Genomic DNA, 26,501 nt, shown 5'->3' with positions numbered 1-26,501 from the left:
CGTAGGTTTCTCGTTACTCCACAGCGTGGCCGATGAGTTTGTGGCTCCTGGCCGGTCCAAGCTCGTGACACCGTAGGAAAGGACACCGCCATGTCGGAGCTTCTTGTCGACTTCATCACCTCCCTCGACGGCCACGCATCGGGAGAGGGATGGCCCGGGTTCTGGGGCCTCGAGGGCCCGGAGTACCTCGCATGGCTCGGTGAGCAGCCCGAGGTCACCTACCTGATGGGAGCGAACACCTACCGCCTGATGTCGGGCTTCGCCGCAGGCGAGGTCCCGAAGGGACAAGACGAGTTCAGGCCCGAAGAAGAGGCGTCCGTCGACGAGCTCACGCAAGCGTCCAAGGTGGTGTTCTCCTCCTCTCTCGAGGAGCCACTGACGTGGGCCAACTCCACGCTCGTCCGCGACGACGCCGTCGAGGCGGTCCGCGCCATGAAGTCGAGTGGCTCGGGGCTCCTCAGCACGATCGGCAGCCTCAGCCTGTGCCGGTCCCTGCTACGAGCCGGACTCGTCGACCGCTTCCGGGTCGTGATGTTCCCGGTGATTACCGGGGCTACGGGCGAGGAACGCATCTACGACGGCTATCCGGACGTTGCCCTCGAGATGATCGGGCACCGCACCTTCGACGGCCGCATCCAGCTGGTCGAGTACAAGCCCCGCGTGCTCGAGCACCCGCCGCTCGCCGTCCCTGCGTGACGTCGCCCGGTCCGCCGGGCTGGACGGTCGCCAGGCCAGGCCGGGCCGGCGGGCGCGGAGCAAGACCTAATAGAGGGCGAACGGCCAACGTCAGGAAACCCGGTCGGTCCATCGTCGCTGTGCTGCGGGAGGTGACGCCGCAGCAGAACAGTCACGGAGCTGGGCCATCCGGAAGGCGGCCGCCCGCACCTCGTGCCGCAGATCCGCCGGTACGTCGGCATGCCGCTCCAGGTGACGTGTTCGACCGCGTCGAAGCGTGGTCGGCGAACAGGGCTGGAGCTGCGCCGACTTCGCCACCGCGCCCGGCCTCTTCCGCGTCGACGGGAACAAGAAGGGCGTCTTGACCCGCCAACGCCGCCCGAGGAGCGCCGCGTTCAGCCTGCGGATTCGTCGGCGCAAGGCCGATTGAGCACCTCTGACGTATACGTCCTATGTATGTGGACTCTCTGCCTAGGACCTGCGGGGAAGCCTCGGAATCATGGCGCCGCATCCCTCTAGACATCCTATCTGTCGCCTGGTGATGATGGCGCTGCCTTCAGCTGAGGCCGCGCTTCCCTCCGTAAGAAGAACCGACCACATGCTGGGAGATCCGTCGTGACCCGTGCGTCCGAACCGCAGCGAAGAAGCCTTCTCAAGTTCGGCGGTGCCCTCGCCCTCGCACCGCTGGCCGACGGCCTCTTCGCGGGACAGGCCGTCGCCGCCGACGGAGCGGGGCTGGCTGCCGTTCAGTGGCCCGCCCTGTCGCGCACAGCGCTGAAGTACCCCGTTCCGGCTGCGGATTGGCAGTCCCAGGCCCTGCCGATCGGCAACGGGCGACTCGGTGCCATGCTCTTCGCTGACCCCTACGAGGAGCGCATCCAGTTCAATGAGCAGAGCCTGTGGGGTGGGGTCAACAACTACGACAACGCCCTCGCCGGTCAGCCGGACAGCGCGTTCGACACCAGTATGACCGGCTTCGGTTCGTACCGGAGCTTCGGTGACGTCGTCGTCGCCTTCGGGTCCCGCGGCTTCCGGCCGAAGGTGACGGCCCCTGGAGGGCCGTACAGCTCCTCCTCGTCGGAGGGGGTCGACAAGTCGTACGACGGCACGTCGAGCACCAAGTGGTGCATCGAGGGGCCCGGTTCGACAGTGCAGTGGCAGGTCGAGCTGCCCGACCCCGTCGCGATCACGTCCTACCGGCTGACCAGTGCCAACGACGTGCCGGAGCGTGACCCGCAGCAGTGGACGCTCTCCGGTTCCGCCGACGGTTCGACCTGGGCCACGCTGGACGACCGCACCCTGGCGGCACCCTTCGAAAGCCGGTTCCAGACAAAGGAGTTCCCCTGTGCCGCCAGGGCTTCGTTCCGCTTCTACCGGTTCGACTTCGTCCCCAAGGCGGGGGTCAGCCACTTCCAGGTGAGCGAGATCGGTCTGGCGGGTGTCGACCTCCGCGGCGGCGTCGGTCCGGTGTACCTGTCCTCGCCGAGCGGGCACTCCGCAGGATCCGGTGGCGGCACCGGATCGGGAGACACGGGCATCTCCCGCTCGGTGGACGGCGAACCCGGCACGGTCTGGCGGGTCGGTGGCGCCGCGAAGACGGTCGTCTGGCAGGCCGATCTGTCCAGCGAGGTCACCGTCACCTCGTACACCCTGACGGCGGCCCCGAACCGGCCACGGGACGACCCCCGGCGGTGGACGCTCCAGGCCTCGCAGGACGGCCAGGCCTGGGTGACGCTCGACACACAGAACCCCGCGGTGCCCTTCACCGGGCGCGGCGAGACCCGGACGTTCCGTGTCACCAACACGACGGCGTACGGTTCCTACCGGCTCGCGTTCACCCCTGGTGAGTCGTCCACCGGCTTCCAGATCGCTGAAGTCGCCCTGGAAGGAGCGGATTTCGACTCCCGCACGCAGAGCACGGTCGTCGACTACCAACGCGCCCTGAACTTCACCGAGGGTGTCCATGCCACCCGCTTCGGCGCACCGGGGAAGCGTTTTCGACGAGAGGCCTTCGCGAGCCGGTCCTCGGACGTCATGGTCTTCCGGTACACGTCGGAGCGCGCGCGGGGGCTCTCCGGAACGATCTCCCTGACGTCCGCTCAGGACGAGGCCCCGACAACCGTCGACTCCGGCGCCCGACGGATCGCCTTCCACGGGGTCATGGGCAACGGCCTCAAGCACGCGTGCGCCGTACGGGTCGCCCACACCGACGGCACCCTGAGCACCGACGGCTCGGCCCTCAGGTTCACCGGCTGCACGACGCTGACCCTATTGCTCGACGCCCGCACCGACTACAAACTCGACGCCGCCGCCGGGTGGCGCGGAACCGATCCGCGAGCGGCCGTCGACCGGGCGCTCGACAGGGCGGCCAAGAGGCCTTACGGCGCGCTGCGCGACGAGCACACCGCCCAGATGCGCGCCCTCATGAACCGGGTCTCCGTCGACTGGGGCACCACCGAGGACGCCGTCGTCGCCCTGCCGACCCACTCCCGGCTGGCGCGCTACGCGGCGGGCGGCGACGATCCGACACTCGAACAGACGATGTTCGACTACGGCCGGTACCTGCTGATCAGCTCCTCCCGCCCGGGCGGCCTGCCCGCCAACCTCCAGGGCCTGTGGAACGACAGCAACGCGCCCGCCTGGGCCTCCGACTACCACACCAACATCAACATCCAGATGAACTACTGGGGAGCCCAGACCACGAACCTGCCGGAGTGCCACGAGGCGCTCGTCGAGTTCGTCAGGCAGGTCGCCGTACCCAGCCGTGTGGCCACCCGCAACGCCTTCGGCAAGGACACGCGCGGCTGGACCGCCCGCACCAGCCAGAGCGTCTTCGGCGGCAACGCGTGGGAGTGGAACACTGTCGCGAGCGCCTGGTACGCCCAACACCTCTACGAACACTGGGCGTTCACCCAGGACCTGGACTACCTCACCACCGTCGCGCACCCGATGATCAAGGAGATCTGCCAGTTCTGGGAGGACCACCTCAAGGAGCGCGAGGACGGACTCCTCGTCTCACCGGACGGCTGGTCCCCCGAGCACGGGCCGCGCGAGGACGGCGTCATGTACGACCAGCAGATCATCTGGGACCTGTTCCAGAACTACCTCGACTGCGAGGCGGTCCTCAAGGCCGACCCCGCCTACCGGGCGAAGGTCGCGGACATGCAGGCCCGTCTCGCGCCGAACAAGGTCGGAAAATGGGGGCAGTTGCAGGAATGGCAGGAGGACATCGACAGCCCCACGGACATCCACCGCCACACGTCGCACCTCTTCGCGGTCTATCCCGGCCGTCAGATCACCCCGAGGACAGCCGAGTTCGCGGCCGCCGCCCTCGTCTCGCTCAAGGCGCGATGCGGTGAGAAGGAAGGGGTTCCCTTCACCGCCGCGACGGTGTCGGGCGACAGCCGCCGCTCGTGGACCTGGCCCTGGCGAGCCGCGCTCTTCGCCCGCCTCGGCGACGGGCACCGCGCCCAGATCATGCTGCGCGGGCTACTGACCTACAACACGCTGCCGAACCTGTTCTGCAACCACCCTCCCTTCCAGATGGACGGCAACTTCGGCATCTCGGGCGCCGTGGTGGAGATGCTCCTCCAGAGCCATGACGGCGTCATCCACCTGCTTCCCGCCCTGCCCGACGGCTGGAAGGCCAAGGGCTCCTACACCGGGCTGCGAGCCCGCGGGGGCTACGAGGTCAGTTGCGTGTGGCGGGACGGGAAGGTCACGTCCTACAAGATCGTGGCCGACCGCGCGCGAGACCGCGGGAAAATCACCGTGCGCGTGAACGGCGTGGAGACCAAGGTGAATCCGGCCAAACCCTGACTCGGATGTCGGGGCTCCCCGGCACTGTCCGTGGCTGCGGAGCTGCGGACAGCGCCCTGGTTCGCCAAGGTTCTGTGCCTCGCCGACCCACACGGATGTGGCGCGGCCGACACCGAACGCCTGCTTGCGGCCTACGAGTTGTCCTCGGGCGACACGGCGCCCTCGCTCCAGCCGGTGTGGTATTGAACCCCGGGGGCACAGAGCGAGGGTGCCCCTGGAGGTAGCTGGTGGCGGTGCCGGTGACCCAGACAGTCCCGTCCTCGTCGGCAGTGATTGCAGGCTGCTCCCCACGGCGATAGGGACCGCCGAGCTGGTCCCATAGCCGTGAGCTCCTCAACCCGGTCCGCCCAGAATGATCTTCCACACCCGGGTCGCGACCTGCAGGTTGAGGCGGTCCTCCACGTTCGTGAGGTCATGGCCGCTGATCTCACGGATGCGCTGGAGCCGGTAGCGCAGCGTGCTGCGGTGGATCGCGAGGGATTCGGCGGTCTCGGCGTAGTTGCCGCCGCAGTCGAAGTACCGGGACAGGGTCTCCACGAGCGTCGTACGGTGCCGGCCGTCGTAGTCGACGAGCTGTCCGAGCCATTCCCGAACGAACACCTCCAGCTCCTGGCGTTCGTTTCCAGGCCCCAGGATGCGGTAGAGGCCCAGATCGTCGAAGAACGTCGTGCCGTACCGACTTCGGGACCTGCGCCGTACCTCCAGGGCACGCAGTGCTTCCTGGTAGCGGCCGGGGATACCGTCCGGGGTGTCGCAGCGGGCGCTCACCCCGATCGTCCCGTCCGGTGTTCCGGTCTCCCGGGCGAGCGACTCGTACAAGGCGTGTTCGTGGGGCCTGCCCTCGGCGACCAGGACCACGTGGTCGGAACGCCGAGTCACCAGCGACGGCATGCCCACAGCCGAAGCCGCCCGGCCCACGATCCGCGCGAAAGCGTCGTCCGCGGCCCGGTTCCTCCACTGCACGACGACCACGTACTGGATGCGGTGCAGGTCGTGTCCGAACGCCTCGGACCGGGCGTAGGCACTCGCCTCGTCCGTGCCCCCCAGAAGATCGTCGACCAGTTCGCGGCGCAGCCGCAGCTCGACCTCAGCCAGATGGCGCAGGTGCGACAGTTCCACGGCGAGTGACGTGGCGGCGTGCTCCAGCGCGAACACGGTGTACTCGTCGGCGTCGTCCCGGGGATCGACCAGGGCCAGTATTCCGAGGACCTCACCGCGGGGGTGTATCAGGGAGATCAGCCGGTCCTTGATGCGCACAGCTCCGCCGCTCCGGGCGATCGTCTGGAGCATCTCCTCGTGGCATGCGGGGTCCGGTTCCGGATAGGGGTCGGGCCGGCCGGGACCGGTCCAGGACCGCAGTCGGCCGAAGCGGTCCTCCACCAGCACGGGAAATCCGGTGAGCTCATGCAGTGCGCGGGTGAGGGCATCCTCGCCGCCGCCCGAGGCCGCGACCTCGGCGAGGGTCTCATGCACGGCCCGCTGATATCCCAGCTCGACCACGAGAGAGATCAGCCGCCGCTGGAAGGCTGCCCGTTCCCGTCGCAGTCGGTGCAGCTCCAGGGCGTCTTCCCGCTGCCGGCGGTGCGCGACCGCGACCGACAGGGCCGCGGCGGTGAGGCGTACGAGCGTGGCGAGCAGGAAGTGCTGGGCTTTGGTGGGCCGGGACGGAGACGTCACCACAAGGTAGCCGTGCAGTCCACCGGGTCCGTGCAGGGCCAGGGCCCGGCCCCTGGACCGGCCGGGAACGGTTACGGGGACGTCCCGCCCTGTCAGCTCTCGCACCGTCCGGTCGACGGCTGACGCATGACCCGGCTCGACCTGCGGGCTGGGAACCATATGGCCGTGCACCCTGAGGTATCCGGCCTCGGCTCTGTACGGGCCGACAGCCGACACGTGGTCCATGGCCAGGCGCAGGATCTCGCTTTCGTCCAGAGTGTCGAACAGGGCGCGAGAGACTGCCGGCAGCTTGCGGGACGCCAGGGTGGAAAGGGACGGGCGAGACCCTCGCCGCGAGATCGTGGGGTGCTGTCCCAGACGGCCCGGCGGAAGGCCGCCTTCCCGGTCGGGACGGCGTCGGTACATGCTCCGGCCCCTGAAGCCGGCCATGGGACCACTCCCTTCCCTGAGCCCCCAGAGAGGTGACAGCGCGTCTTCCTCTACGCCTTCCCCGCAACGTACCCGAGATGTCCGGGAGGCTCCCTCTCGTTCTCGCGGGGGGAGAGGCTCCGTTGTTTTTCGACCTGCCGGGTGCAGGCGCGGAGCTGCTCAGTCCGCGAGTCTGAGGCGTGCCGGGGCCGCCGTGCACACCGGCAGGAAGGGCTGGGCGATGAGCGAGCAGCCTCGTAGGAACGTTGCCACGTACGAGACGTACCAGGAAGCCGAACGCGCCGTCGACCACCTCTCGGACCAGGGGTTTCCCGTGCAGAGGGTGGCCATCATCGGCCAGGACGTCCGCCTCGTCGAGCAGGTCGTCGGCCGTGTGGACCATGGCAGGGCCGCCCTGCACGGAGCGGCGAGCGGGGCCCTTCCCGGAGCGCTGATCGGCTGGCTCTTCGGCCTGGTCGACTGGGTGGACCCGCTCGTATCCGCTCTGCTCGTCGCCCTCTACGGCCTGATTTTCGGAGCGATCGTGGGCGCGCTGTTCGGCCTGCTGCTGTACGCCCTGCAGGGCGGTCGACGGGACTTCGCCTCCGTCCGCACGATGCAGCCCAGCCGGTACGACGTCGTCGTGGACGAAGCGGTCGCCGACGAGGCGGTACGGCTGCTCGGCGGGTTGCGGACCGCCGGTGCCGGTGGACGTCCCGCCCATACCTGAACGATCGGATCCGCAGTGCCGGCGCTTGCCGCCGCACGGGAGGAGTTCCTCATGGCCAAGGCAGTGGGCATCGACCTGGGCACCACGAACTCGGTGATCGCCGTGTGGGAGGGCGGCGAACCTAACGTCGTGCCCAACACCGAGGGCAACCGTACGACACCGTCCGTGGTGGCCTTCACCGACACCGGGGAACGGCTGGTGGGCCAGCTGGCCCGACGCCAGGCGATCCTCAATCCCAAGGGCACCATCTACTCGGCCAAGCGGTTCATCGGCCGGCACTTCGACGAGATCCCGGACGAGGCCAGGGCGGTGGCGTACGACGTCGTCGAGGGCCCGGGCGGCGTCGCCCGCTTCAAGGTGCGCGACAAGCTCTATGCGCCCGAGGAGATCAGCGCCCAGGTGCTGCGCAAACTCGCCGACGACGCCTCCAAGCAGCTCGGGGAGCGGGTCACGGAGGCGGTCATCACCGTGCCCGCCTACTTCAACGACGCCCAGCGCACCGCCACCAAGGACGCCGGGCGGATCGCGGGACTGGAAGTGCTGCGGATCATCAACGAGCCGACCGCGGCCGCCCTCGCGTACGGCATGGACAAGAAGCAGCACGAGACGGTGCTGGTCTTCGACCTCGGTGGCGGCACGTTCGATGTGAGCATCCTCGACGTGGGCGACGGCGTGGTGGAGGTGCGTTCCACGGCGGGCGACAGTCACCTGGGCGGTGACGACTTCGACCGGCGTCTGGTGGATTACCTCGCGGACGACTTCCAGAAGGAGAACGGTATCGATCTGCGCAAGGATCCGCAGGCCCTGCAACGCCTGTTCGAAGCGGCGGAGAAGGCCAAGACCGAGCTGAGTTCGGTGACGCAGACGCAGGTCAGCCTGCCGTTCATCACCGCCGATGCCTCGGGCCCCAAGCACCTCACCGACTCGGTCATGCGGTCCACGTTCGAGCAGATCACCGGCGACCTGGTGGAGCGTTGCCTGGGACCGGTCCAGCAGGCCATGGCCGACGCCAAGGTCGGCGAGAACGACATCGACGAGGTGATCCTCGTCGGCGGTTCCACCCGCATCCCCGCCGTCCAGGCCCTCGTGCGCCGGCTGACCGGCGGCAAGGAACCCAACATGAGCGTCAACCCCGACGAGGTCGTGGCCCTGGGTGCCGCGATCCAGGCCGGGGTGCTCAAGGGCGAGGTCAAGGACGTCCTGCTGCTCGATGTCACACCCCTGTCGCTGGGTGTCGAGACACGCGGCGGCGTGATGACGAAGATCATCGAGCGGAACACCACCATCCCCGTGCGCCGCACCGAGACCTTCTCCACCGCCGAGGACAACCAGCCCGCCGTCGACATCGTCGTCCTCCAGGGCGAGCGCGAACGGGCCGCCGACAACCGGGTGCTCGGCCGCTTCCAGCTCACCGACATCCGCCCGGCGCCGCGCGGCGAACCGCAGGTCGAGGTCACCTTCGACATCGACGCCAACGGCATTCTCAACGTCAAGGCCCGAGACCAGGACACCGGCAAGGAACAAGGCATCACCATCACCGAGAGCTCCAACCTCGACCGGAGCGAGGTCGAGCGCATGGTCCAGGAGGCCGAGCGCAACCAGGGCCAGGACCAGGCCCTGCGCGAGGCCGTCGACGCCCGCAACGAGCTCGACGCCGTCGCCTACCAGGTCGACAAGCGCCTCGCCGAGCTGGGCGACGCCGCACCCGCGCACGAGAAGGCACGCGCCGAGATGCTGGTGTCGGATGCCCGGGCGGCGGTCAAGGAGGAGGCAGGCGTGGAGCGGGTGCGGCCCCTGACCTCCGAACTCCAGCAGGTGCTGTCAGGGCTGGCGGCGCATCAGGGCGGCGCCACCACGGGCGGTCCCGACCAGGGCACCACCGGGGACGGTGCGACCGGCGGCGGCCCGAGCGGCGGTGGGGGTGACGACGACGTCATCGATGCCGAGTTCGACAAGGACTGAGGAACCGCCATGCCGATCCACCCCAGGGAATCCGACCCGGCCGTGCCGGACCCGGCCGACCCGACTCCGGAGGGCGCCGTACGCCCTCCCCGAGGGGATCTTCCGCGCTCGGGCCGGCCGACCGGGCCGGGGTCTGACACGGACCAGGAACCCGGCCCGGACGCGGCCGGCGGCCCCGCACTGTCCGAGGACGAGCCCACGGCCGAGCTCAAGGAACTCGAGGACCGCTGGCGGCGCGCGCTAGCCGACCTCGACAACCTCCGCAAGCGCCACACCAGGGAACTGGGGCGGGAGCGGACAGCCGAGCGGTCCCGCACGGCCGCCGCCTTCCTGCCCGTCCTGGACAACCTCGAACTCGCCCTGACCCATGCCGGATCCGACCCCGGCGCGATCGTCGAGGGTGTCCGGGCGGTCCGCGACCAGGCGGTGAACGTCCTCGAACTGCTCGGCTACCCGAGGCACGCGGAGACCGGCGTCGCCTTCGACCCCGCCCGGCACGAGGTGGTCGGCGTCGTCCAGGACCCCGACGCCCCACCGGGCACGGTCGTCGAGGTGCTGCGCCCGGGCTACGGGGACGGGGAACGGCAGCTCAGGCCCGCCGCCGTGACTGTCGCGAAGCGGGAGTGACCGGTCATGGCACGGGACTTCTACGAGGTGCTGGGCGTGTCACGGACCGCGAGCCAGGACGAGATCCAGCAGGCATATCGCCAACTCGCCCGCAAGTACCACCCCGACGTCAACAAGGACCCGGAGGCGGAGGAACGGTTCAAGGACCTCAACGAGGCATACAGCGTCCTTTCGGACCCCAAGACACGGGCGCGTTACGACCGCTTCGGTGAGGACTTCCGCAAGATCCCCGAGGACTTCGACGAACGGGTCGCGGCCGGAGCGGGCGGCGGCTTCCGCGCTCGGAGGACCGCCGGTGCGGGCGGCCCCCGCGTCCGGTACACCGGCTTCGGCGACGACTTCGCAGCGGAGGGCGTCGACATCGAGGACCTGCTCGGCTCGCTCTTCGGAGCAGGCGCCGCTCCCGGCGGTGTAGCGGGGGCCGACCAGGAGGCGGAGCTGCCGCTCACCGTCGAGGAGGCGTACCGGGGCGGCCGCCGTACCGTCACGCTCGCCGGCCCCACCGGGCAGCCGCGGCGGTACCAGGTCGACGTACCGCCCGGCGTCACCGACGGGCAGCGCATCCGCCTGGCGGGCGAGGGCGGCCGGGGCAGTGGTGACGCCGCCGCGGGCGACCTGTATCTGCGGGTGCGTATCCGGCCCCACCCCCGGTTCCGGCTGGACGGCCGCGACGTCCACGTACAGCTCCCCGTCACCCCCTGGGAGGCGGCCCTGGGTGCGACCGTGCCGGTGCCCACCCCCGGTGGCGGCACGGCCAAGGTCACGGTGCCCGCGGGCTCGTCCAGCGGCCGGCGACTGCGGCTGCGCGGCGAGGGCATGCCGAACCCGCGCGGCGCGAACGGTGACCTGTACGCCGAACTCCGCGTCATGGTGCCGCCCGCCCTCGGCGACCGGGAGCGCGAGCTGTTCGAGGAGCTCGCCGCCACCTCTTCGTACGACCCCAGGAGGACGTGATGAGCGACCGACCCTCATGGGCGTCGACCGGCGGTCGGACCGCCGGGGCCGACGCGGGCGGGCGTCCCGTACGGACGAGCGCCGGCTCCACGGCCGTGCGGTACGCGCTCGTCCCCGTGCCCAAACTTTCCCTGGACACCGTGGCCCGCCGCTCGGGCCTCCACCCCGACCTGGTCCGCCGGTTCGTCGCCCTCGGACTGGTCGACGCCGAACGCGACGCCGCGGGGCACCTCGTGTTCGACCCCGCGGCCCCGGCGGTCCTCGCCCGCGTCCAGCGGCTGCGCTCCGGACTCTGCCTCAACTACGCATCCATCGGTCTGGTGCTCGACCTGCTCGACCGCATCAGCCTGCTCGAAGCCGCACTGCGCGAGCGCGGCAGGAGGAGTGACTCACCCCCATGGACATGAACCGTCTCACCCAGAAGTCACAGGAAGCCCTCCAGGAGGCGCAGACCGCCGCCGTCCGCATGGGCCAGACCGAGGTGGACGGTGAGCACCTGCTGCTCGCGCTCCTCGACCAGGAGGACGGCCTGATCCCCCGGCTGCTGCAACAGGCGGGCAGGGAGCCCGGGCAGCTCCAGGAAGCCGTGCGCGAAGAGCTGGCGCGCCGCCCCAGTGTCACCGGACCCGGCGCGGCCCCAGGTCAGGTGTTCGTCACCCAGCGGCTCGCGCGCCTGCTGGACACGGCCGAGCGGGAGGCCAAACGCCTCAAGGACGAATACGTGTCCGTGGAGCACCTCCTGCTGGCCCTGGCCGAGGAGGGCTCGTCCACCGCCGCCGGACGGCTGCTCAAGGAACACGGCATCACCCGGGACTCGTTCCTGAGCGCGCTGACCCGGATCCGCGGCAACCAGCGCGTGACCTCGGCCAACCCCGAAGTGGCGTACGAGGCCCTGGAGAAGTACGGCCGCGACCTGGTCGCCGAAGCCAGGGACGGCAAACTCGACCCGGTCATCGGCCGGGACGCCGAGATCCGCCGCGTCACCCAGATCCTCAGCCGCAAGACCAAGAACAACCCCGTCCTCATCGGCGACCCCGGCGTCGGCAAGACCGCCATCGTCGAGGGCCTCGCCCAGCGCATCGTCCGCGGCGACGTGCCCGAAGGACTGCGCGACAAGACCGTGTTCGCACTCGACATGGGCTCCCTGGTGGCCGGGGCAAAGTACCGGGGCGAGTTCGAGGAACGCCTCAAGGCCGTGCTGTCCGAGGTGAAGGCCGCCCAGGGGCACATCCTGCTCTTCGTCGACGAACTGCACACCGTCGTAGGCGCGGGAGCCGCCGAAGGAGCCATGGACGCGGGCAACATGCTCAAGCCGATGCTCGCCCGCGGTGAACTCCACATGATCGGTGCCACCACCCTCGACGAGTACCGCAAGCACATCGAGAAGGACGCCGCCCTCGAACGCCGCTTCCAGCAGGTCCTGGTCGACGAGCCGAGCGTGGAGGACACCATCTCCATCCTGCGCGGACTGCGCGAACGCCTGGAAATCTTCCACGGCGTGAAGATCCAGGACAACGCGCTGGTCTCCGCGGCCACCCTCAGCCACCGCTACATCACCGACCGTTTCCTGCCCGACAAGGCCATCGACCTCGTCGACGAGGCGTGCGCCCGGTTGCGTACCGAGATCGACTCGATGCCCGCCGAACTCGACGAGATCACCCGCCGCGTCACCCGCCTGGAGATCGAGGAGGCCGCCCTCTCCAAGGAGACCGACCCCGCGAGCAAAACCCGCCTGGAGGAGCTGCGCAGGGAACTCGCGGACCTGCGCGGCGAAGCCGACGCCAAACATGCCCAGTGGGAGGCCGAACGGCAGGCCATCCGCCGCGTGCAGGAACTGCGCCAGGAACTGGAGCAGGTCCGCCACGAGGCGGAGGAGGCCGAACGCGCCTACGACCTCAACCGCGCCGCCGAACTCCGCTACGGCCGCCTCCAGGACCTGGAGCGCCGGCTCGCCGCGGAGGAGGAGCAACTGGCCTCCAAACAAGGGCAGAACCGGCTGCTTCGTGAGGTCGTCACCGAGGAGGAGATCGCCGAGATCGTCGCCGCCTGGACCGGCGTCCCCGTCGCCCGCCTCCAGGAGGGCGAACGCGAGAAACTGCTGCGCCTCGACGAGATCCTGCGCGAGCGCGTCATCGGCCAGGACGAGGCCGTCAAGCTCGTCGCCGACGCCATCATCCGCGCCCGCTCCGGCATCCGGGACCCGCGCCGCCCCATCGGCTCGTTCATCTTCCTCGGCCCCACCGGCGTCGGGAAGACCGAGCTGGCCAAGACCCTCGCCCGGGCCCTGTTCGACTCCGAGGAGAACATGGTCCGCCTCGACATGAGCGAGTACCAGGAGCGGCACACCGTCAGCCGGCTGATGGGTGCCCCGCCCGGGTACGTCGGCTACGAGGAGGGCGGTCAACTCACGGAGGCCGTACGCCGCAAGCCGTACTCGGTTGTGCTGTTCGACGAGATAGAGAAGGCGCACACCGATGTCTTCAACACCCTGCTGCAGATCCTCGACGACGGCCGCATCACCGACGCCCAGGGCCGCACCGTCGACTTCCGCAACACCGTGATCATCATGACGTCCAACATCGGCTCCGAGCACCTCCTCGACGGCGTCACCGCCGAGGGTGAGATCAAGCCGGACGCCCGTGCCCTGGTGATGGGTGAGCTGCGCGGGCACTTCCGCCCGGAGTTCCTCAACCGCGTCGACGACATCGTGCTGTTCAAGCCGCTCGGTGAGCGGCAGATCGAGCGGATCGTGGAGCTGCAGTTCGACGAGCTGCGGCAGCGAGTCGCCGAACGCCGCATCACCGTTGAACTCACCGACGCGGCACGGGAGTTGATTGCCCACCAGGGCTACGACCCGGTGTACGGTGCACGGCCGCTGCGGCGTTACATCTCCCACGAGGTCGAGACGCTGGTCGGGCGCGCCCTGCTGCGCGGCGATGTCCAGGACGGCGCGAAGGTCCGGGTCGACGCCGAGCACGGAGAGCTGGTCGTCACCTACGACCAGCCCGAGGACGTGCAGGGAGCGAGGGCGGCATGAGTACCGTGCAAGCCACCAACGTCACCTGCGCGCACTGCGGGCGCACCAACCGGGTACCCGTGGCCGCCGAGGGCCGCCCCAGGTGCGCCAACTGCAAGCAGCCTCTGCCGTGGGTGGCCGACGCGGGCGACGACGACTTCACCGAGGTCGTCGAGCAGGCCACCGTGCCCGTCGTCGTCGACCTGTGGGCCACCTGGTGCGGCCCCTGCCGCATGGTGAGCCCCGCGCTGGAGAAGGTCGCCGCCGATCTCGCGGGAAAGATCAAGCTGGTCAAGGTCGACATCGACAAGAACCCGCGCCTGGCGCAGCGGTTCGAGGTCCAGGCGGTACCGACGCTGTTGGTCCTCGACAAAGGACAGACCATCGCCCGGCAGGCGGGTGCCGCGCCTGCCCCTGCCCTGCGGCGGTGGGTGGAGCAGTCGATCGCGGGCCGCGAACCGGCCGGGAAAGGGTGATCAGCCATGACCGTACGAACCGACCCCCACCTCGAGCTCGTCCGGCCGGTCCAGCCACTGACCCCCGAGGGGTGTCAGGAGTGTCTGCTGCTCGGCTCCCCGTGGGTCCACCTCAGGCTCTGCCTGACTTGCGGCCACGTCGGCTGCTGTGATTCCTCGCCGAACCGGCACGCGCGCCGGCACGCCGCCGCCGACGGCCATCCGATCGTGGCGTCGCTGGAGCCCGGCGAGGACTGGCGGTGGTGCTTCGTCCACGAGGCGTTCGTGTGATGCCCGGCGACGAGACGCGGCCAAGCCCGGCGCCTGTGCCGGACGACGCGGAGGAGAGCGTCCCCTTCGAGACCGCCGACATCTACGGCGCCTATCCCCGCCTGCCGGACGACCAGCTGGCCCGCCTGGCGCAGCGTGGCCGGCGGCGCGCGGTCGACGCCGGTGACGTGCTGATCCGGGAGGGGGAGCGGTGCGAGACGTTCTACGTCGTCCTCAGTGGCTCGGTCGCCATCGCCGAGGGCTACGGCACGGCCGACGAACGTCTGCTGCGTGTGCACGGCCCCGGGCGCTTCATCGGCGAACTCGGCCTCCTGAACGGGCAGGTGGCCTTCTACACCGCTCTGGTCAGGGACCCCGGCGAGGTCCTCGCCCTGTCCATGGATCAGCTGCGTGACCTGGTGACCCGGGACTCCGTCCTTGGTGATGTGGTGCTGCGCGCCTGCCTGGGCCGACGTGCTCTGCTCGTCGGGCAGGGCGCCGGTTTCCGCATCATCGGCTCGCGCTATTCGCCTGACACCCGGCGGCTGCGCGAGTTCGCCGCCCGCAACCGGCTGCCGCACCGCTGGATCGATCTGGAGACCGACGAGGAGGCCGAGGAGCTGCTGCGCCGCTTCGGCGTCGGCCCGGAGGAGACCCCGCTCGTCATCTGGCGGGACACCACTCTGTTGCGCAACCCCAGCAACGCGGAACTGGCCCGGCTCATGGGCCTGCCGTCGCTGCCTGCCGGAAGCCATCCCGGCGATCTCCTGATCGTCGGCTCCGGACCCGCTGGTCTCGCCGCCGGGGTGAACGCCGCCTCGGAGGGCCTCGGCACGACCGTGGTCGAGGCCCTGGCCAGCGGCGGCCAGGCCGCCACGTCGTCCCGTATCGAGAATCTGCTGGGCTTCCCCTCCGGCATCTCCGGCGCCGAACTCGCCGAACGCGCTGTGCTCCAGGCCGACAAGTTCGGCGCCAGGATCAGTGTCCCGGCGGAGGCGGCTCGGCTCGAACGGCGGGACGGGCACTACGCCGTCGGGTTCGGCGACGGCAGCGAGATCACCGCCCGTACCGTCGTCCTGGCCACCGGCGCTCGCTACCGCCGCCTCCAGGTGCCCGGCATCGAACGCCTGGAGGGAACGAGCGTCCACTACTCGGCGACCGTCTACGAGGCCCAGCAGTGCCGCACCGACCCGGTGGCCGTCGTCGGCGGAGGCAACTCCGCGGGCCAGGCCGTGCTCTTCCTGGCCGGGTACGCGCCGCAGGTGAATCTGCTCGTCCGTGGGCCGAGCCTCGAGGCGCACATGTCCCGCTACCTGATCGATCAGGTGGAGCGTCACCCGCGGGTGCGCGTGCTGCTGCACACCGAGATGACCGAGGCACTCGGCGACAAGGTGCTGGAGGCGGTCACCGTGGTCGACCACCGTACGGGCGAGCATCGCCACCTCGCGGTGCGGGCCCTGTTCGTCTTCACCGGCGCCGACCCCCACACCGAGTGGCTGTCCGGCGCGCTGGCCCTCGACGCGCGCGGCTTCGTGCTCACCGGCGCGGAGGCGCAGGCATGCTCCGCCCCCGGACTGTGGCAGAGCCAGGGCCGCGACTGCCTGACGCTGGAGACCAGCCTGCCTGGCGTCTTCGCCGCCGGAGACGTCCGCAGCGGTTCGGTGAAACGCGTGGCCTCCGCGGTCGGCGAAGGCGCGATGAGCATCCACTTCGTGCACCGCTACCTGGGCCACACGGCCGCGCCCGGCGGCACCGACAGCTCACCGCACACCCGTCCGAAGGAGTCCGCTTGGCTCGCATGACACCCAGCAGGCGACGAGATCACGAGAAGGAGAAGGAGGCGATGGGAATGACCACGCCCGTCCGGCGCCACCGCGGTGGCGCAATGCAGGACAGGCCCCTTGGCTGGGCACGCAATCCGCTGACGGAGTTCGACCAACTGCTCAGCGAGATGAGCGGACTGATCGAATCCACGGTGGGAGGCGCGGCACCCGCAGTCGCGTGGACACCCCTGGCGGATGTCACGGAGTCCGACGGGGCTTTCCACGTCGAGATCGAACTCCCCGGCGTCAAGAGCAAGGACATCAACGTCGAAGCGAACGGCCAGGAGCTGGTGGTCACCGGAGAGATCAAGGAGAAGGAACGCAAAGGCGTCCTGCGCCGGAGCACCCGCCGCACCGGAGCGTTCGAGTACCGGCTGCGGCTGCCCGGAGAGGTCGACACCGAAAAGATCAATGCGCGGATGTCGGACGGGGTGCTCACCATCACCGTCCCCAAGGCCGAGGTCACAAAGCCCCGGCACGTCGAGATCAGCGACACGACTGAAAGCACCGGGAGCAGCGGCTGAGACGCGAACGCCGCGGTGCCGGACACCCGTCCGGCACCGCGGCCGGGCCGACGGGGCTCGTCATCCGGGGTGACTCATGAATGACGTCCCGTATGACAGCCCCTCACGACGGGCGGCGGCTCGGCATGTGGCTTGCCACCGGCTTCCTTTCGGCGCCGCAGACGCCGGCGCGCAGCAGCCGGAGGGGAGCAGGTCCAGTGGTGCTCGCCGGCGCTGTTCTTCCGCCACTCACAGCAGGAGGTCGAAAACGGCTCGAGCCTCGTCCCAGTGCTGGGGCTGGGGGTTTTTCAGGTCGGGGTGGAGGATCTTGAAGCTCTGGGCAAGGGCCAGGCTGAGTCCGCCGATAATGTCCGGACAGGCCGCCTCGGTCTCCTCATCGGGCGGGCGGTCCAGAGGGGGATGGGTGGCGAGTTGTTCCAGGATCGGCTTGAGTTCGACTTCCTGGTCGATCTTCCGGAAGTGGTGAATGCTCTCCTGCAGGCCTTTCGTGATCGGCAGGTCACAGGTCCGGATGATGTCGCGCCCGTTGGCCTTGGCAGTGGCCTGGGCGACGGTCAGCAGATCGTAGAGCTTGGCGTCGACGAAGTCGCTGTAGCGCTTGAGATCGTTCTTGTCGACGTTCAGTCCTGCGGCCGCGCGAAAGAACCTCTCGAATCTGGCGATGGACATCACGGTCATGACGGCAACCTCCGGCAGCGCGAGCCGGGTGGCTCCCGGCCTCTGGGCTTCCCAGTCAGCCTGGCCGACGGGGGCGGGCGAACGCATGCGCATGTCGGGCCCAATTAGCCTCCCTGTATTGCCCTGCCAGGACCATGCGTCCGACTGGCCGGCTTGTCCCCGCATAGGGCGGGGCTTTGCCGGACTCCGGCTCTCGGGCGGACACCGAAGCCGGGTGGTCGGTGGTGCGTGCCGGGGTGATGCCTGAGCGGGTCTTCGCGGTGGCGGACGCGATCGTGGCCCGGTGGTGGGAGCGGCCCGGGTCTGGGAAGACAAGGAGATCTGGTCGTTCCGCCTGCACCTGCTGGCGGGGGCCAGCCTGTCACGCGGCGTCGACGTTACCTCGGCGGCGTCTGTGGGCACTTGGGATCGCGGGACAGCCGACGAGAAGGGTCCAGTTATGCGGGTGTCGTCTCAGGGCGTTACGGTCGTGGCTCTCCTGGCGGATCCGGACACGCCGACGGAGATCGCGCAGCGCATGGCCCGGACACTTTCTGCTCGGCTCGCCGACAAGTCGGGCCAGGGGCGACGGTTCGGCGTCGAGGTGGTCAGTGAGCCCTTCACCTCGGGGACGGAGGACCCGCCCACCTTGATGCGCCGGATCATGGACCGTGGGAGTGCGGAGAACTGGGACATCGTCGTGGCCCTCACCGACCTTCCGCTTCACTCACACGGCCGCAGGCTAGTTGTGCATCTGAATCACGAACACGGCTTGGCGCTGCTCTCTCTTCCTTCACTGGGAGGCCTTCGGCTGCAGACGAGGGCCCGACGGGCCGTCGAAGAGGCCGTGCTCGGCTTGGCGGGTCCGCACACCACTGGGACTGAAGGACCTCCGCGAAAGCAGCCGCTTCTGGGGCCCCTCGCCGATCGTCTCGCGCCTGTTCATCCGGGCCCAACCGGTGAGAAGGCGACCGACGATCTTCGGTACGTCGTCAGCGGGCCGCGCGGTTACCTGCGGGTGCTCGCCGGAATGGTCCGCGCCAACCGGCCGTGGCGGTTGGTGCCGGGCTTGTCGAAAGCCCTGGCGGCCGCACTCGCCACGGGAGCAGTCGCCACCGTGAACTCCACCGTATGGAGCCTGGCCGCGTCCCTCAGCACGCCACGCCTCGTGATCGCCACGGTCGGATCTGTCGCGCTCATGATCGGCTGGCTGATCTTAGACGCGGAGCTGTGGCATCGAGCGGCAGAGAGCTCGCCTGAGGCGAGGCAGAGGGCGCGGCTCTACAACGCCTCGACGGTCGTGACCGTCGGGATCGGGGTGCTCGTCTGCTACGTGGGTTTGATGGTCATCAACTGGGTGTGGGCGCTGTTCATCCTCAACGACCAACTGTTCGCTTCCGTGACACGAACCCCACTGCACGCCGAGGAGTACGTGACGCTGTCCTGGTTCGTCGCCTCGGTCGCCACGGTGGGCGGCGCGCTGGGATCAGGCTTGGAGAGTGACGATGCGATCCGGGCAGCCGCCTACTCCAAGCGCGAACAGGAACGTCGTCACATGCTCCGAGACCACGGTGACCAGCCCTCGAACTGAACCGATTACCGGCACAACCAGCAGCGCGATGTGCGCCGACGCGTTGATCATGGCGAGGGCGGCGAAAACGGCATGCGCCGTCTCGACGGCCTCCGGTGGCCGCGAGCGCGTCGAGCTGCGTCTGGAGGTCCTGGGGGAGGGTCGAGAACGCGCAGGAGTTTCGCGAGCCGGGGCCCCTTGGTGAAGCGGCCGGTGTGGTCGGACCCGGCGACCGCGCCGGAGCGCGAGCGGCAGGGTGAGCCTGACGATGCGTGACAGCGTGCGCAGGGGCGGCGTCCGCTCCGGACCGCCCCCCCGCCGATCACTTTCGATCTTGCTCTGGGAAAGGTCGTTTGTAAGTGGGCTGCGCGCATCGTGTCCTCCTTGCCCTCGCTCGGAGAGGACCGGCACGGGCGGTCGGCGGAGCCGTGAGTGACGCCACAGTCTACGCAGCGACGATAAAAATCGACGTTGTGTAGAGTTGGGAGTGAGGGAGCAACCCAGCCCCTCGCGGATCTGCTCTGGAGGAGCACATGCAAAAGCAGACTTGGCTCATCACCGGCGTCAGCACGGGCCTCGGCCGTGCCTTCGCCCAGGCCGCCCTGGCCGCCGGGCACACCGTCGTCGGAACGGTCCGTTCCGAGGAGGACCTGCGGGCCTTCGAAGGGCTGAAACCCGGGTACGCGCACGGCCGCATCCTGGATGTGGCCGACGGCGACGCCGTGTCGAGTGTGGTCGTGGAGGTAGAGCAGAGCGTCGGTCCTTTGGATGTCGTCGTCGCCAACGCCGGCTACGGCCTGGAGGGCACCTTCGAGGAAACCCCGCTGGCCGAGGTCCGGCGGCAGTTCGAGGTCAACGTATTCGGGGCAGTGGCCACCCTGCAGGCAGCACTGTCCCACATGCGCCGGCGCCGCCGCGGACACCTGATGGCCGTCACTTCCATGGGCGGGCTCATGGCCGTGCCCGGCATGTCCGCCTACTGCGGCAGTAAGTTCGCCCTGGAAGGCATCCTGGAAGCACTGGGTAAGGAGGTCGCCCAGTTCGGGATCCACGTGACGGCGATCGAGCCCGGCTCCTTCCGCACCGACTGGGCCGGACGGTCCATGACGCGCGCTGCTCAGTCCATCGATGACTACGACGAACTGTTCGCCCCCATCCGTGAAGCGCGGCAGAAGGCCAGCGGGAATCAGCTGGGTAATCCGGCCAAGGCCGGGGAGGCCGTCGTGCACATCACGTCGGTCGACCAGCCGCCGGCCCACCTGGTCCTTGGCTCGGATGCGCTGCGACTGGTCACCGCCGCGCGCACGGCTGTCGACGAGGACATCCGCGCTTGGGAGCCCCTCTCCCGTACGACCGACTTTGCCGAGGGTGCTCAACTGTGATGCCCAGCCACCACTCTGCGCGGAGCCGGCGCGCCACCGAACGCAAGGGCGATGTCCGGGAGCGGGCCATTCTGGACACCTGCGAAGCTCTGCTGGTGCAAAAGGGCTACGACGCCATGACTGTCGGCGACATAGCTCAGGGTGCCGGCATCACACGCGGCGCGCTGTATTTCTACTTCGGCTCCAAGCAAGAAGTGGTCACGGCACTCGTGGCCCGGACCGTTGAGCATCTGTGGGCGAGATCCCTGGCCACTGCAGCGACCGACGAGCCGCGCCAAGCCATCGCAGCAGCCATGCAGCGCACGGTTGAGCTGTGGAATGAGCACGGCCTGGTCATGCGCACGGCGATCGACCTGTCATTGACCGTGCCGGAGATCGGCGAGCTGTGGAGCCACACGGCTGACTTGTTCATCACGGCCATCACCACTGTCCTGGAACGAGCCGGCGTTCAGGCCGGCACCGAACCAGAACAAGCGTCAGCGATGGCACGCGCCCTGTGCTGGATGATCGAGCGGACCTTTTACCACGCCTCGCAGGAATCCCGCGAGGAGTTGCAAAAGGCATCTTCAACCTGCGAACACATCTGGCTGACCAGTGCCGGTCTCACCACCTGAATGAGGCATCTTGCGTGAAGGGCAGTACCACTCGCGCAGCCGCAGGAAGCGCACCGGGTGGTAGGCCAGCTCACCCCGGGTGCCAGGTGGCGGCGCCGCACTGCCCCACCCCGCGGAGACGGACTCACCGTGCAGCAGAGTTCCGCGCTTCGGGACCTGACCGTGCCCTGCACGATCTCACCGGCGGCCGGCTGTCTGCGTTCGACGGCTGCGGGGGCGGCGCGAGCCGAAGTCCTCTGCTCTCGGCTGTACTTCGCCCGGGTGCGCGGTGGCGGGGCGCAGTCGGATGCGGGCGTCGAGGCCGGTGCCGGGGGCGGGGTGGAGGGTGATGGTGCCGCCGGAGGCGTCGACGAGGTGGCGGACGATGGGCAGGCCGAGGCCTGTGCCGTCGTGGTGGGAGTCGGACGAGCGCCAGAACCGGTCGAAGGCCCGCTCCCGGTCAGCCGCGTTCATGCCCGGCCCCTGGTCGATTACATGCAACTCGGTGCCCGGGGTGCGGCGCAGGGTGATGGTGGTGCTGGGTGGGGAGACGCGCAGGGCGTTGGCGAGCAGGTTGTCGATGATCTGTTCCAGGGCGCCGGGGATGGCCCATACCTGTCCTGCGGGCGGGCCGGTGATGTCGAGGGCGACGTACTGTTCGGCGGCCAGCGGCTCCCACATCGCCACCCGGTCGGCGACGATCGTGTCGAGGTCGGCGGGTTCGGGGGTGGTGGCGGTGTTCTCCAGTCGGGCCAGGGCGAGCAGGCCCTGCACCATGCGGCCGAGGCGTTCGACCTCGCCGACGGCCTCCTCCAGGCTGGGGTGGGCACGCGGGTCGAGATAGGGCTCGAAGTTCTCCAGCCGCAGCCGCAGTCCCGTGAGTGGGGTTTTGAGCTGGTGGGAGGCTTCCGAGGCGAATGCCTGCTGGGCTTTGAGCAGGTGCTGGAGCCGGGTCGCGGTGTGCGTGAAGGACGTGGCGAGGCGGCGCAGTTCGGGCGGTCCGGCGGTGGCGTCGGGCGGGGAGGTGAGCTGTCCCTCGGCGAGTTGGGCGGTCGCGGCCTCCAGGGTCCGCAGCGGACGGGTGATCCAGCGGGCCAGGGTGAAGGCGGCCAGGGCGACCGCGGCAAGCACGCAGGCACCGGCCAATGCGAGAGCGCCCCAGATGCGGTGCACCCGGGTGCTGACCTGGTCCAGGGGATACGTCAGCCGCAGGACACCGCGGATGGTGGTGCCGGAGGCGCCGGGCATGGTCGCGGACAGCACCTCGCGGCCGGCGCTGTCGGTGGTGGTCGTGACGGTGGGCTGGTTGGTCAGGGCACGGGCGATGTCCGGCTGTGCGGCGAGGCTGATGCCGGTGCGGGCGGCCGGGTCGGAGTCGGCCAGGACGATGCCCTGCTTGTCGGTGACGACGACATGGCCGCCGGTGCGCTTGGCGTAGTCGCCGATGACGTCGGGCAGTTCGTCGAGCTTGCCTTCCTCGATGTCCTCCTCGGTGACCTCGGCGAGCATGGACGCGTCGCGTTCCACCTCCTGGGAGGCGCGGGAGGTCTCGCCGCGGGCGTAGATGTAGCCGAGCGGGATCTCCAAGCCGGCCAGCACCAGCAAGGCCAGGGCGAGGTAGCTGAGCAGCAGGCGCCGGGTCATCCCGTGGCCTCCACGGCAGGGTGGTCGCCGGGTACGGTCAGGCGGAAGCCGACGCTGCGGGCGGTGGTGATCCAGCCCGGATCACCGAGCTTGCGGCGCAGCGCGGCCACGTGGGCGTCCAGGGTCTTGGTGGGGCCGAAGAAGTGCGGGTCCCACACGGTGTCCATGATCTGCTGGCGGGAGTACACCGTCCCGGGATCATCGGCGAGGTAGGCGAGCAGGTCGAACTCCCTGGGCGTCAGGGCGACTTTGCGTCCGTCGAGGTGTACTTCGCGGGTGCGGCGGTTGAGGGCCAGCGGTCCCAACACCTGTGCACCGGAGGCAGGTTGGTGCACCTGCGGTGCGTCGACGGGCCCGGTCGGCGCGTATGCCGGTGCTCCGGCACGGCGGGTGACCGCGCGGATGCGGGCTATCAGTTCCCGTACGCCGAAGGGCTTGGCGAGGTAGTCGTCGGCACCGAGTTCGAGGCCGACGATGCGGTCGGCCTCCTCACCCCGCGCGGTGATCATGATGATGGGGACGTCGGAGCGGGCGCGCAGGCTGCGGCAGACGTCCAGGCCGTCCATGTCCGGCAGGCCGAGGTCGAGCAGGACCAGATCCGGCGCGGTGGTGGTGCCGGCGAGCCCCGCGGCGCCGGTGCGGACGTGGTCCACGGTGAATCCGTAGCGTCCCAGGCCCTCGGTGAGGGGTCCGGCGATTCGATCGTCGTCTTCGATGAGCAGCAGCCGCATGGCGCCAGGCTCGCACAGCTGTGCCAGAGGAGTTGAACGGTTCACGGGAAGCCGCCTGGGAGCAGGGGGACGTACGGGATGATGCCGGACAAGGGTGTGTCGTCCGGCCGACGGGACGGGAGGACGGCGTCGGCCGGACGGCGGTGGTGGGACGTCGGCGGCGCCGACCGGGGGTCAGTCGTCGGCGTCGTCGCCGTCCTCGCGTCCCTGCTCCTCCAGCCCGTGGTCCTCCCGCCCGTGCTCCTCCCGCCCGTGCTCCTCCTCGCGCCCCCGGTCCTCGCCGACGCCTGGCGACGAGCTCGTCCGCGTAGGCAAGGCAGTGGAGGAGACGGTCTCGCGCTGACGGACGACAGCGCGAACCCGAAACCGCCCAGAACAACCAGCGTGGCAGCGGCCATCAGGAGGGACCGGTGCCGGCCGGCCACCTGTCGCCGGCCACCCGCGCCCCGTGCCCTGTTTCCTGCGCGGGCTCGCCCCTGCGTCGGCACCTGTGACGCGTGGCCGTCTCACCGGTAGCTGTGGCTGACGCGGCGTCGGCGGACCAGGTGTGGGTGGCCTGCGAGGAGGGGTAGTCGAAGGCGTCCTCTACGAAGCGGTCCCCGTAGCCGCGCGGCGCCGGTGTGCCGGACACCGCATCGAGGATCGTTGTCTGTTCGGCGTCTGGGAGTGAGGCAGGGCCGTGCTCGGGTTCGGATGGCATCGGATTCGCCCTTCCAGCGGCTCGGTCCGTGGCCGTCAGCTGGCGTCGTCGGCCTCCTCGGTGCCTTCCTTCTTGGTGTCGGTGACCTTGTAGGACTTGTCGAGGTAGACCTCGATCGAGGTGCCGTCGGCCTGTTTGACCTCCACCGCGTACATGCCGGGCTTCTCCGCGTCCTCCTCGGACTTCAGGACGGTGCCGGGGTACGCGGCGAGTGCGGCGGCCTCGGCCTTCGTCTTGATGTCACCGGTCAGCGGCGGCTCCTTCTTGTCGTCGGTGTCGCCGGCCGCTTCACCGCCGGCCTCGGCGCCGCCCGCGCTCTGGGCCTGCTGCTGAGTGTCCGCGGCACTGGAGCTGTCGGAGCCGGAGTCGGATCCGCCGCAGGCGACCAGCGCGAGCATCAGCACGGCGCAGGGAGCGGCAAGCACGGCACGACGGGGCAGAGCACGCATCAGGGTGTCTCCAAACACTGGGGAATCTCGCGGGTTCGAAGGCGGTGGATCCGGGCCTTCGGGGGATGACTACGACCCTAGGAACACGCTGTTGAGAGAAAGCCCAGCACATGCAGAGAGGCAGACCAGCAGACTGCCAATCTTTCGCCATACAGGGCTCGCCAGCATCCGCGTGGCCCGGGCACAGGACACCGCCGCGGGCTGAGATCCCGCCCGGCCCGGCCGCCACCGCGGGCGAAAGAATGCCCGACATGGAACAGGCACTGCAGGTGATGGCCATCGTCGTCGCCGCCTTCGGTACTGCGGCCCTCTCGGCGGTGGCGGGATTCGGCGGCGGGGTGCTGCTCCTGCCCGTGTTCGTCGCTGTCCTCGGCACCCGCGACGCTGTCGCGGTTCTCACCGTCGCCCAACTGGCCAGCAACGGCAGCCGGGTCTGGTTCAACCGCCGCGAGGTCCACCGGCGCCTGGTCGGCGTCTTCGCGATCGGCGCCGTCCCGGCCGCAGCCGCCGGCGCGCTGTTGTTCGCGACCACACCACTGCCCGCACTCACCCGCCTCATCGGCGTGTTCTTGCTGGTCGTAGTCGCCTGGCGGCGCTGCTCACCGCACGCCGCGCGACTGGACGACAGTGCGTTCGCCGCTGTCGGCGCCGCGTCCGGCTTCGGCTCCGCCCTGGTCGGCTCGGTCGGCCCGATGGTCGCCCCGTTCTTTCTCGCCCGTGGCCTGCTGCGCGGCGCCTACATCGGCACCGAGGCCGCCTCCGCCGTCGTCATGCACCTGACCAAGCTGGTCGTCTTCGGCGCCGCCGCGGTACTGAGCGCCTCCAGCGCGCTCATCGGTCTGGCCCTCGCCCCGGCCAGCACCGCAGGTGCCTGGGTCGGAAAGAAGATCGTCGACCGGCTGCCCGCCCACGTCTTCGTCATCGTGGTCGAGATCGGCCTGATCGCCTCCGGCTTGCTACTGGCCATCACCGGCGGCTGATCACCGCGGCCAGTGCACCAACCAGGGCATCATCACCCAGCCCCGGCGAGACCAGGTCCCCGAGAGTTGTCCGCTTGCGTCGAAGCGGCGCTCACAGGTGTACCGGCGCTCTGTCGAGTGGAGTGAGGCTCGGGGCACCCCGCCCCACGCCCCGTGGATCCCCGCAACTCGGTCATGCGGGGTTGTGGTCAGCGACACTGGGAGCATGCTGCTGCCCCCCACTCATCTCAAGGCCGAACTGATCGAAGCTGTCCGAATCACCGACCCCGCCAGCCACCTGACCTCCCCAAGCCTGACAGGTGACGCTGTCGCCATCTGGGCAGGGAGCCAGGCACGGCAGGTTCTGGAGCTGATCGAGGACATGCCGGGCAGCGAGCGGTACCGCTGCTTCCTCCCTTGAGTTGCTCAGCCGATTCCGCTCTTGCGTTCCGGACTGAAGCACTTGGTCTCGATGAGAACTGGCAACGCCCTGCGTCGTCCGGTGATTGCCCGTTCGGGCCAGTGGCAGTTGAGCGCAGCCACTCGAACTCGTACACCTTGATCGTTTTTTGAGCGGCGCCCAGGCGTCCCGTAAATGATCTTTGGGTCGGCGTGACGTGCCTGATCGTTGTCAGCCGCCCGCCTGTCCGGCGGGCGGCGACGGGGACGTGCGGTACGGCGCTGAGCGTGGCGGCCAGGACGATGAATCCGGAGCCGGTGACGCCGGCGGCGCCCTTGGAGGTGCGCAGCGTGACCGCGAGCATCGACAGCTGCTGGGTGAGGCTGAGTTCGATGCCGAGGGCCTGGGCGAGGAAGACCGAGCCCGTGGTCAGGTAGGTGGCGGTGCCGTCGAGGAGTGTCGGAATTGCCAGGCCG

25 protein-coding genes and 1 pseudogene are annotated in these 26,501 nt (G+C 69.5%); 18 read left to right on the top strand and 8 right to left on the bottom strand.

What is annotated here, in order from left to right; all coding sequences use genetic code 11:
- Positions 1 to 90 precede the first annotated feature (90 nt).
- The 3 genes from ACFYRY_RS00720 to ACFYRY_RS00710 all read left to right on the top strand — a co-directional run bounded on the left by ACFYRY_RS00720 (position 91) and on the right by ACFYRY_RS00710 (position 4,494).
- Positions 91 to 696 carry a dihydrofolate reductase family protein gene (locus tag ACFYRY_RS00720; protein ID WP_389138639.1) on the top strand — a complete coding sequence of 202 codons (606 nt, stop codon included), beginning with the start codon at positions 91 to 93 and terminating at the stop codon, positions 694 to 696.
- A gap of 256 nt (positions 697 to 952) precedes the next feature.
- Positions 953 to 1,105 carry a hypothetical protein gene (locus tag ACFYRY_RS00715; protein WP_389138638.1) on the top strand — a complete coding sequence of 51 codons (153 nt, stop codon included), beginning with the start codon at positions 953 to 955 and terminating at the stop codon, positions 1,103 to 1,105.
- A 185-nt stretch (positions 1,106 to 1,290) separates the two neighbouring features.
- Positions 1,291 to 4,494 carry a glycoside hydrolase N-terminal domain-containing protein gene (locus tag ACFYRY_RS00710; RefSeq protein WP_389138636.1) on the top strand — a complete coding sequence of 1,068 codons (3,204 nt, stop codon included), beginning with the start codon at positions 1,291 to 1,293 and terminating at the stop codon, positions 4,492 to 4,494.
- 333 nt (positions 4,495 to 4,827) lie between these two features.
- Here ACFYRY_RS00710 and ACFYRY_RS00705 read toward each other — a convergent pair whose 3' ends face one another.
- On the bottom strand, positions 4,828 to 6,576 hold the full coding sequence (locus tag ACFYRY_RS00705) for a PucR family transcriptional regulator (RefSeq protein WP_389140992.1): 1,749 nt from the start codon (positions 6,574 to 6,576) through the stop codon (positions 4,828 to 4,830).
- Positions 6,577 to 6,820: 244 nt separating this feature from the next.
- Here ACFYRY_RS00705 and ACFYRY_RS00700 point away from each other — a divergent pair, with 244 nt between their 5' ends.
- From ACFYRY_RS00700 to ACFYRY_RS00655, 10 genes are read left to right on the top strand one after another with little or no spacing between them, the layout of a single operon-like run.
- Entirely contained in the window at positions 6,821 to 7,309 is a 489-nt protein-coding gene (locus ACFYRY_RS00700; protein ID WP_389138635.1) for a general stress protein, read from the top strand.
- Between the two features lie 51 nt (positions 7,310 to 7,360).
- Entirely contained in the window at positions 7,361 to 9,271 is a 1,911-nt protein-coding gene (gene dnaK, locus ACFYRY_RS00695; protein WP_389138633.1) for a molecular chaperone DnaK, read from the top strand.
- Between the two features lie 9 nt (positions 9,272 to 9,280).
- Positions 9,281 to 9,898, top strand: a complete 618-nt coding sequence (locus tag ACFYRY_RS00690; RefSeq protein ID WP_389138631.1) for a nucleotide exchange factor GrpE — start codon at positions 9,281 to 9,283, stop codon at positions 9,896 to 9,898.
- A 6-nt stretch (positions 9,899 to 9,904) separates the two neighbouring features.
- On the top strand, positions 9,905 to 10,852 hold the full coding sequence (locus ACFYRY_RS00685) for a DnaJ C-terminal domain-containing protein (protein WP_389138629.1): 948 nt from the start codon (positions 9,905 to 9,907) through the stop codon (positions 10,850 to 10,852).
- On the top strand, positions 10,852 to 11,259 hold the full coding sequence (locus ACFYRY_RS00680) for a chaperone modulator CbpM (RefSeq protein ID WP_389138628.1): 408 nt from the start codon (positions 10,852 to 10,854) through the stop codon (positions 11,257 to 11,259). The genes ACFYRY_RS00685 and ACFYRY_RS00680 overlap by 1 nt, the downstream gene beginning before the upstream one ends.
- Positions 11,250 to 13,889, top strand: a complete 2,640-nt coding sequence (clpB, locus tag ACFYRY_RS00675; RefSeq protein ID WP_389138627.1) for an ATP-dependent chaperone ClpB — start codon at positions 11,250 to 11,252, stop codon at positions 13,887 to 13,889. The genes ACFYRY_RS00680 and clpB overlap by 10 nt, the downstream gene beginning before the upstream one ends.
- The gene (gene trxA, locus ACFYRY_RS00670; RefSeq protein WP_389138626.1) at positions 13,886 to 14,344 is read left to right on the top strand and encodes a thioredoxin; all 459 of its coding nucleotides are present in this window, start codon (positions 13,886 to 13,888) and stop codon (positions 14,342 to 14,344) included. The genes clpB and trxA overlap by 4 nt, the downstream gene beginning before the upstream one ends.
- Before the next feature lie 6 nt (positions 14,345 to 14,350).
- A complete protein-coding gene (locus tag ACFYRY_RS00665; protein WP_389138624.1) occupies positions 14,351 to 14,614 on the top strand; it encodes a UBP-type zinc finger domain-containing protein in 264 nt (87 codons plus the stop codon).
- On the top strand, positions 14,614 to 16,395 hold the full coding sequence (locus tag ACFYRY_RS00660) for an FAD-dependent oxidoreductase (RefSeq protein WP_389138622.1): 1,782 nt from the start codon (positions 14,614 to 14,616) through the stop codon (positions 16,393 to 16,395). The genes ACFYRY_RS00665 and ACFYRY_RS00660 overlap by 1 nt, the downstream gene beginning before the upstream one ends.
- 47 nt (positions 16,396 to 16,442) lie before the next feature.
- Positions 16,443 to 16,940 carry an Hsp20/alpha crystallin family protein gene (locus ACFYRY_RS00655; RefSeq protein WP_389138621.1) on the top strand — a complete coding sequence of 166 codons (498 nt, stop codon included), beginning with the start codon at positions 16,443 to 16,445 and terminating at the stop codon, positions 16,938 to 16,940.
- A gap of 228 nt (positions 16,941 to 17,168) precedes the next feature.
- On the opposite strand, the gene ACFYRY_RS00650 is transcribed toward ACFYRY_RS00655, so the two are convergent.
- Entirely contained in the window at positions 17,169 to 17,618 is a 450-nt protein-coding gene (locus ACFYRY_RS00650; RefSeq protein WP_389140990.1) for a DUF1931 family protein, read from the bottom strand.
- 283 nt (positions 17,619 to 17,901) lie between these two features.
- On the opposite strand from ACFYRY_RS00650, the gene ACFYRY_RS00645 reads away from it, so the two are divergent.
- The 3 genes from ACFYRY_RS00645 to ACFYRY_RS00635 all read left to right on the top strand — a co-directional run bounded on the left by ACFYRY_RS00645 (position 17,902) and on the right by ACFYRY_RS00635 (position 21,163).
- Positions 17,902 to 19,188 (top strand): hypothetical protein, encoded by a 1,287-nt coding sequence (locus ACFYRY_RS00645; RefSeq protein ID WP_389138620.1) that lies wholly within the window; start codon positions 17,902 to 17,904, stop codon positions 19,186 to 19,188.
- Between the two features lie 512 nt (positions 19,189 to 19,700).
- Positions 19,701 to 20,549 (top strand): oxidoreductase, encoded by an 849-nt coding sequence (locus ACFYRY_RS00640; RefSeq protein ID WP_389138618.1) that lies wholly within the window; start codon positions 19,701 to 19,703, stop codon positions 20,547 to 20,549.
- Entirely contained in the window at positions 20,549 to 21,163 is a 615-nt protein-coding gene (locus tag ACFYRY_RS00635) for a TetR/AcrR family transcriptional regulator (protein ID WP_389138616.1), read from the top strand. The genes ACFYRY_RS00640 and ACFYRY_RS00635 overlap by 1 nt, the downstream gene beginning before the upstream one ends.
- A gap of 177 nt (positions 21,164 to 21,340) precedes the next feature.
- Here the strand turns inward: ACFYRY_RS00635 and ACFYRY_RS00630 are convergent, their stop codons facing one another.
- The 5 genes from ACFYRY_RS00630 to ACFYRY_RS00610 all read right to left on the bottom strand — a co-directional run bounded on the left by ACFYRY_RS00630 (position 21,341) and on the right by ACFYRY_RS00610 (position 24,666).
- On the bottom strand, positions 21,341 to 22,786 hold the full coding sequence (locus ACFYRY_RS00630; RefSeq protein WP_389138613.1) for a sensor histidine kinase: 1,446 nt from the start codon (positions 22,784 to 22,786) through the stop codon (positions 21,341 to 21,343).
- Positions 22,783 to 23,517, bottom strand: coding sequence for a response regulator transcription factor (locus ACFYRY_RS00625; protein WP_389138611.1), 735 nt, complete (start codon positions 23,515 to 23,517; stop codon positions 22,783 to 22,785). The genes ACFYRY_RS00630 and ACFYRY_RS00625 overlap by 4 nt, the downstream gene beginning before the upstream one ends.
- 174 nt (positions 23,518 to 23,691) lie before the next feature.
- On the bottom strand, positions 23,692 to 23,832 hold the full coding sequence (locus ACFYRY_RS00620; RefSeq protein ID WP_389138609.1) for a hypothetical protein: 141 nt from the start codon (positions 23,830 to 23,832) through the stop codon (positions 23,692 to 23,694).
- Positions 23,833 to 23,914: 82 nt separating this feature from the next.
- A complete protein-coding gene (locus ACFYRY_RS00615) occupies positions 23,915 to 24,148 on the bottom strand; it encodes a hypothetical protein (protein WP_389138606.1) in 234 nt (77 codons plus the stop codon).
- Between the two features lie 104 nt (positions 24,149 to 24,252).
- Positions 24,253 to 24,666 carry a peptidase gene (locus ACFYRY_RS00610; protein ID WP_389138603.1) on the bottom strand — a complete coding sequence of 138 codons (414 nt, stop codon included), beginning with the start codon at positions 24,664 to 24,666 and terminating at the stop codon, positions 24,253 to 24,255.
- A gap of 251 nt (positions 24,667 to 24,917) precedes the next feature.
- Between ACFYRY_RS00610 and ACFYRY_RS00605 the strand changes: the two genes are divergently transcribed.
- Both ACFYRY_RS00605 and ACFYRY_RS00600 read left to right on the top strand, forming a co-directional pair.
- Positions 24,918 to 25,646, top strand: a complete 729-nt coding sequence (locus tag ACFYRY_RS00605; RefSeq protein ID WP_389138599.1) for a sulfite exporter TauE/SafE family protein — start codon at positions 24,918 to 24,920, stop codon at positions 25,644 to 25,646.
- A 205-nt stretch (positions 25,647 to 25,851) separates the two neighbouring features.
- Complete coding sequence (locus tag ACFYRY_RS00600) at positions 25,852 to 26,046, top strand: hypothetical protein (RefSeq protein ID WP_389138596.1); 195 nt, start codon at positions 25,852 to 25,854, stop codon at positions 26,044 to 26,046.
- A 229-nt stretch (positions 26,047 to 26,275) separates the two neighbouring features.
- On the opposite strand, the pseudogene ACFYRY_RS00595 reads toward ACFYRY_RS00600, so the two are convergent.
- A pseudogene (locus tag ACFYRY_RS00595) lies at positions 26,276 to 26,479 on the bottom strand (cation:dicarboxylate symporter family transporter); the annotation flags it as partial.
- Positions 26,480 to 26,501: the final 22 nt, after the last annotated feature.

It is taken from the genome of Streptomyces sp. NPDC005263, assembly GCF_042872365.1.
Lineage (GTDB): Bacteria > Actinomycetota > Actinomycetes > Streptomycetales > Streptomycetaceae > Streptomyces.
Note: the sequence above shows the minus strand (reverse complement) of the source record. Positions and strands in the feature narration are given on the sequence as shown.

What these genes read in the sequence shown, in the direction of transcription:
- clpB (WP_389138627.1), top strand. Translation starts at nt 11,250, where the DNA reads ATGGACATGAACCGTCTCACCCAGAAGTCACAGGAAGCCCTCCAGGAG.
- ACFYRY_RS00610 (WP_389138603.1), bottom strand. Translation starts at nt 24,666, where the DNA reads ATGCGTGCTCTGCCCCGTCGTGCCGTGCTTGCCGCTCCCTGCGCCGTG.
- ACFYRY_RS00690 (WP_389138631.1), top strand. Translation starts at nt 9,281, where the DNA reads ATGCCGATCCACCCCAGGGAATCCGACCCGGCCGTGCCGGACCCGGCC.
- ACFYRY_RS00680 (WP_389138628.1), top strand. Translation starts at nt 10,852, where the DNA reads ATGAGCGACCGACCCTCATGGGCGTCGACCGGCGGTCGGACCGCCGGG.
- ACFYRY_RS00640 (WP_389138618.1), top strand. Translation starts at nt 19,701, where the DNA reads ATGCAAAAGCAGACTTGGCTCATCACCGGCGTCAGCACGGGCCTCGGC.
- ACFYRY_RS00635 (WP_389138616.1), top strand. Translation starts at nt 20,549, where the DNA reads ATGCCCAGCCACCACTCTGCGCGGAGCCGGCGCGCCACCGAACGCAAG.
- ACFYRY_RS00655 (WP_389138621.1), top strand. Translation starts at nt 16,443, where the DNA reads ATGACCACGCCCGTCCGGCGCCACCGCGGTGGCGCAATGCAGGACAGG.
- ACFYRY_RS00720 (WP_389138639.1), top strand. Translation starts at nt 91, where the DNA reads ATGTCGGAGCTTCTTGTCGACTTCATCACCTCCCTCGACGGCCACGCA.
- ACFYRY_RS00660 (WP_389138622.1), top strand. Translation starts at nt 14,614, where the DNA reads ATGCCCGGCGACGAGACGCGGCCAAGCCCGGCGCCTGTGCCGGACGAC.
- ACFYRY_RS00625 (WP_389138611.1), bottom strand. Translation starts at nt 23,517, where the DNA reads ATGCGGCTGCTGCTCATCGAAGACGACGATCGAATCGCCGGACCCCTC.
- dnaK (WP_389138633.1), top strand. Translation starts at nt 7,361, where the DNA reads ATGGCCAAGGCAGTGGGCATCGACCTGGGCACCACGAACTCGGTGATC.
- ACFYRY_RS00665 (WP_389138624.1), top strand. Translation starts at nt 14,351, where the DNA reads ATGACCGTACGAACCGACCCCCACCTCGAGCTCGTCCGGCCGGTCCAG.
- ACFYRY_RS00605 (WP_389138599.1), top strand. Translation starts at nt 24,918, where the DNA reads ATGGAACAGGCACTGCAGGTGATGGCCATCGTCGTCGCCGCCTTCGGT.
- ACFYRY_RS00630 (WP_389138613.1), bottom strand. Translation starts at nt 22,786, where the DNA reads ATGACCCGGCGCCTGCTGCTCAGCTACCTCGCCCTGGCCTTGCTGGTG.
- ACFYRY_RS00600 (WP_389138596.1), top strand. Translation starts at nt 25,852, where the DNA reads ATGCTGCTGCCCCCCACTCATCTCAAGGCCGAACTGATCGAAGCTGTC.
- ACFYRY_RS00650 (WP_389140990.1), bottom strand. Translation starts at nt 17,618, where the DNA reads ATGACCGTGATGTCCATCGCCAGATTCGAGAGGTTCTTTCGCGCGGCC.
- trxA (WP_389138626.1), top strand. Translation starts at nt 13,886, where the DNA reads ATGAGTACCGTGCAAGCCACCAACGTCACCTGCGCGCACTGCGGGCGC.
- ACFYRY_RS00700 (WP_389138635.1), top strand. Translation starts at nt 6,821, where the DNA reads ATGAGCGAGCAGCCTCGTAGGAACGTTGCCACGTACGAGACGTACCAG.
- ACFYRY_RS00685 (WP_389138629.1), top strand. Translation starts at nt 9,905, where the DNA reads ATGGCACGGGACTTCTACGAGGTGCTGGGCGTGTCACGGACCGCGAGC.
- ACFYRY_RS00705 (WP_389140992.1), bottom strand. Translation starts at nt 6,576, where the DNA reads ATGTACCGACGCCGTCCCGACCGGGAAGGCGGCCTTCCGCCGGGCCGT.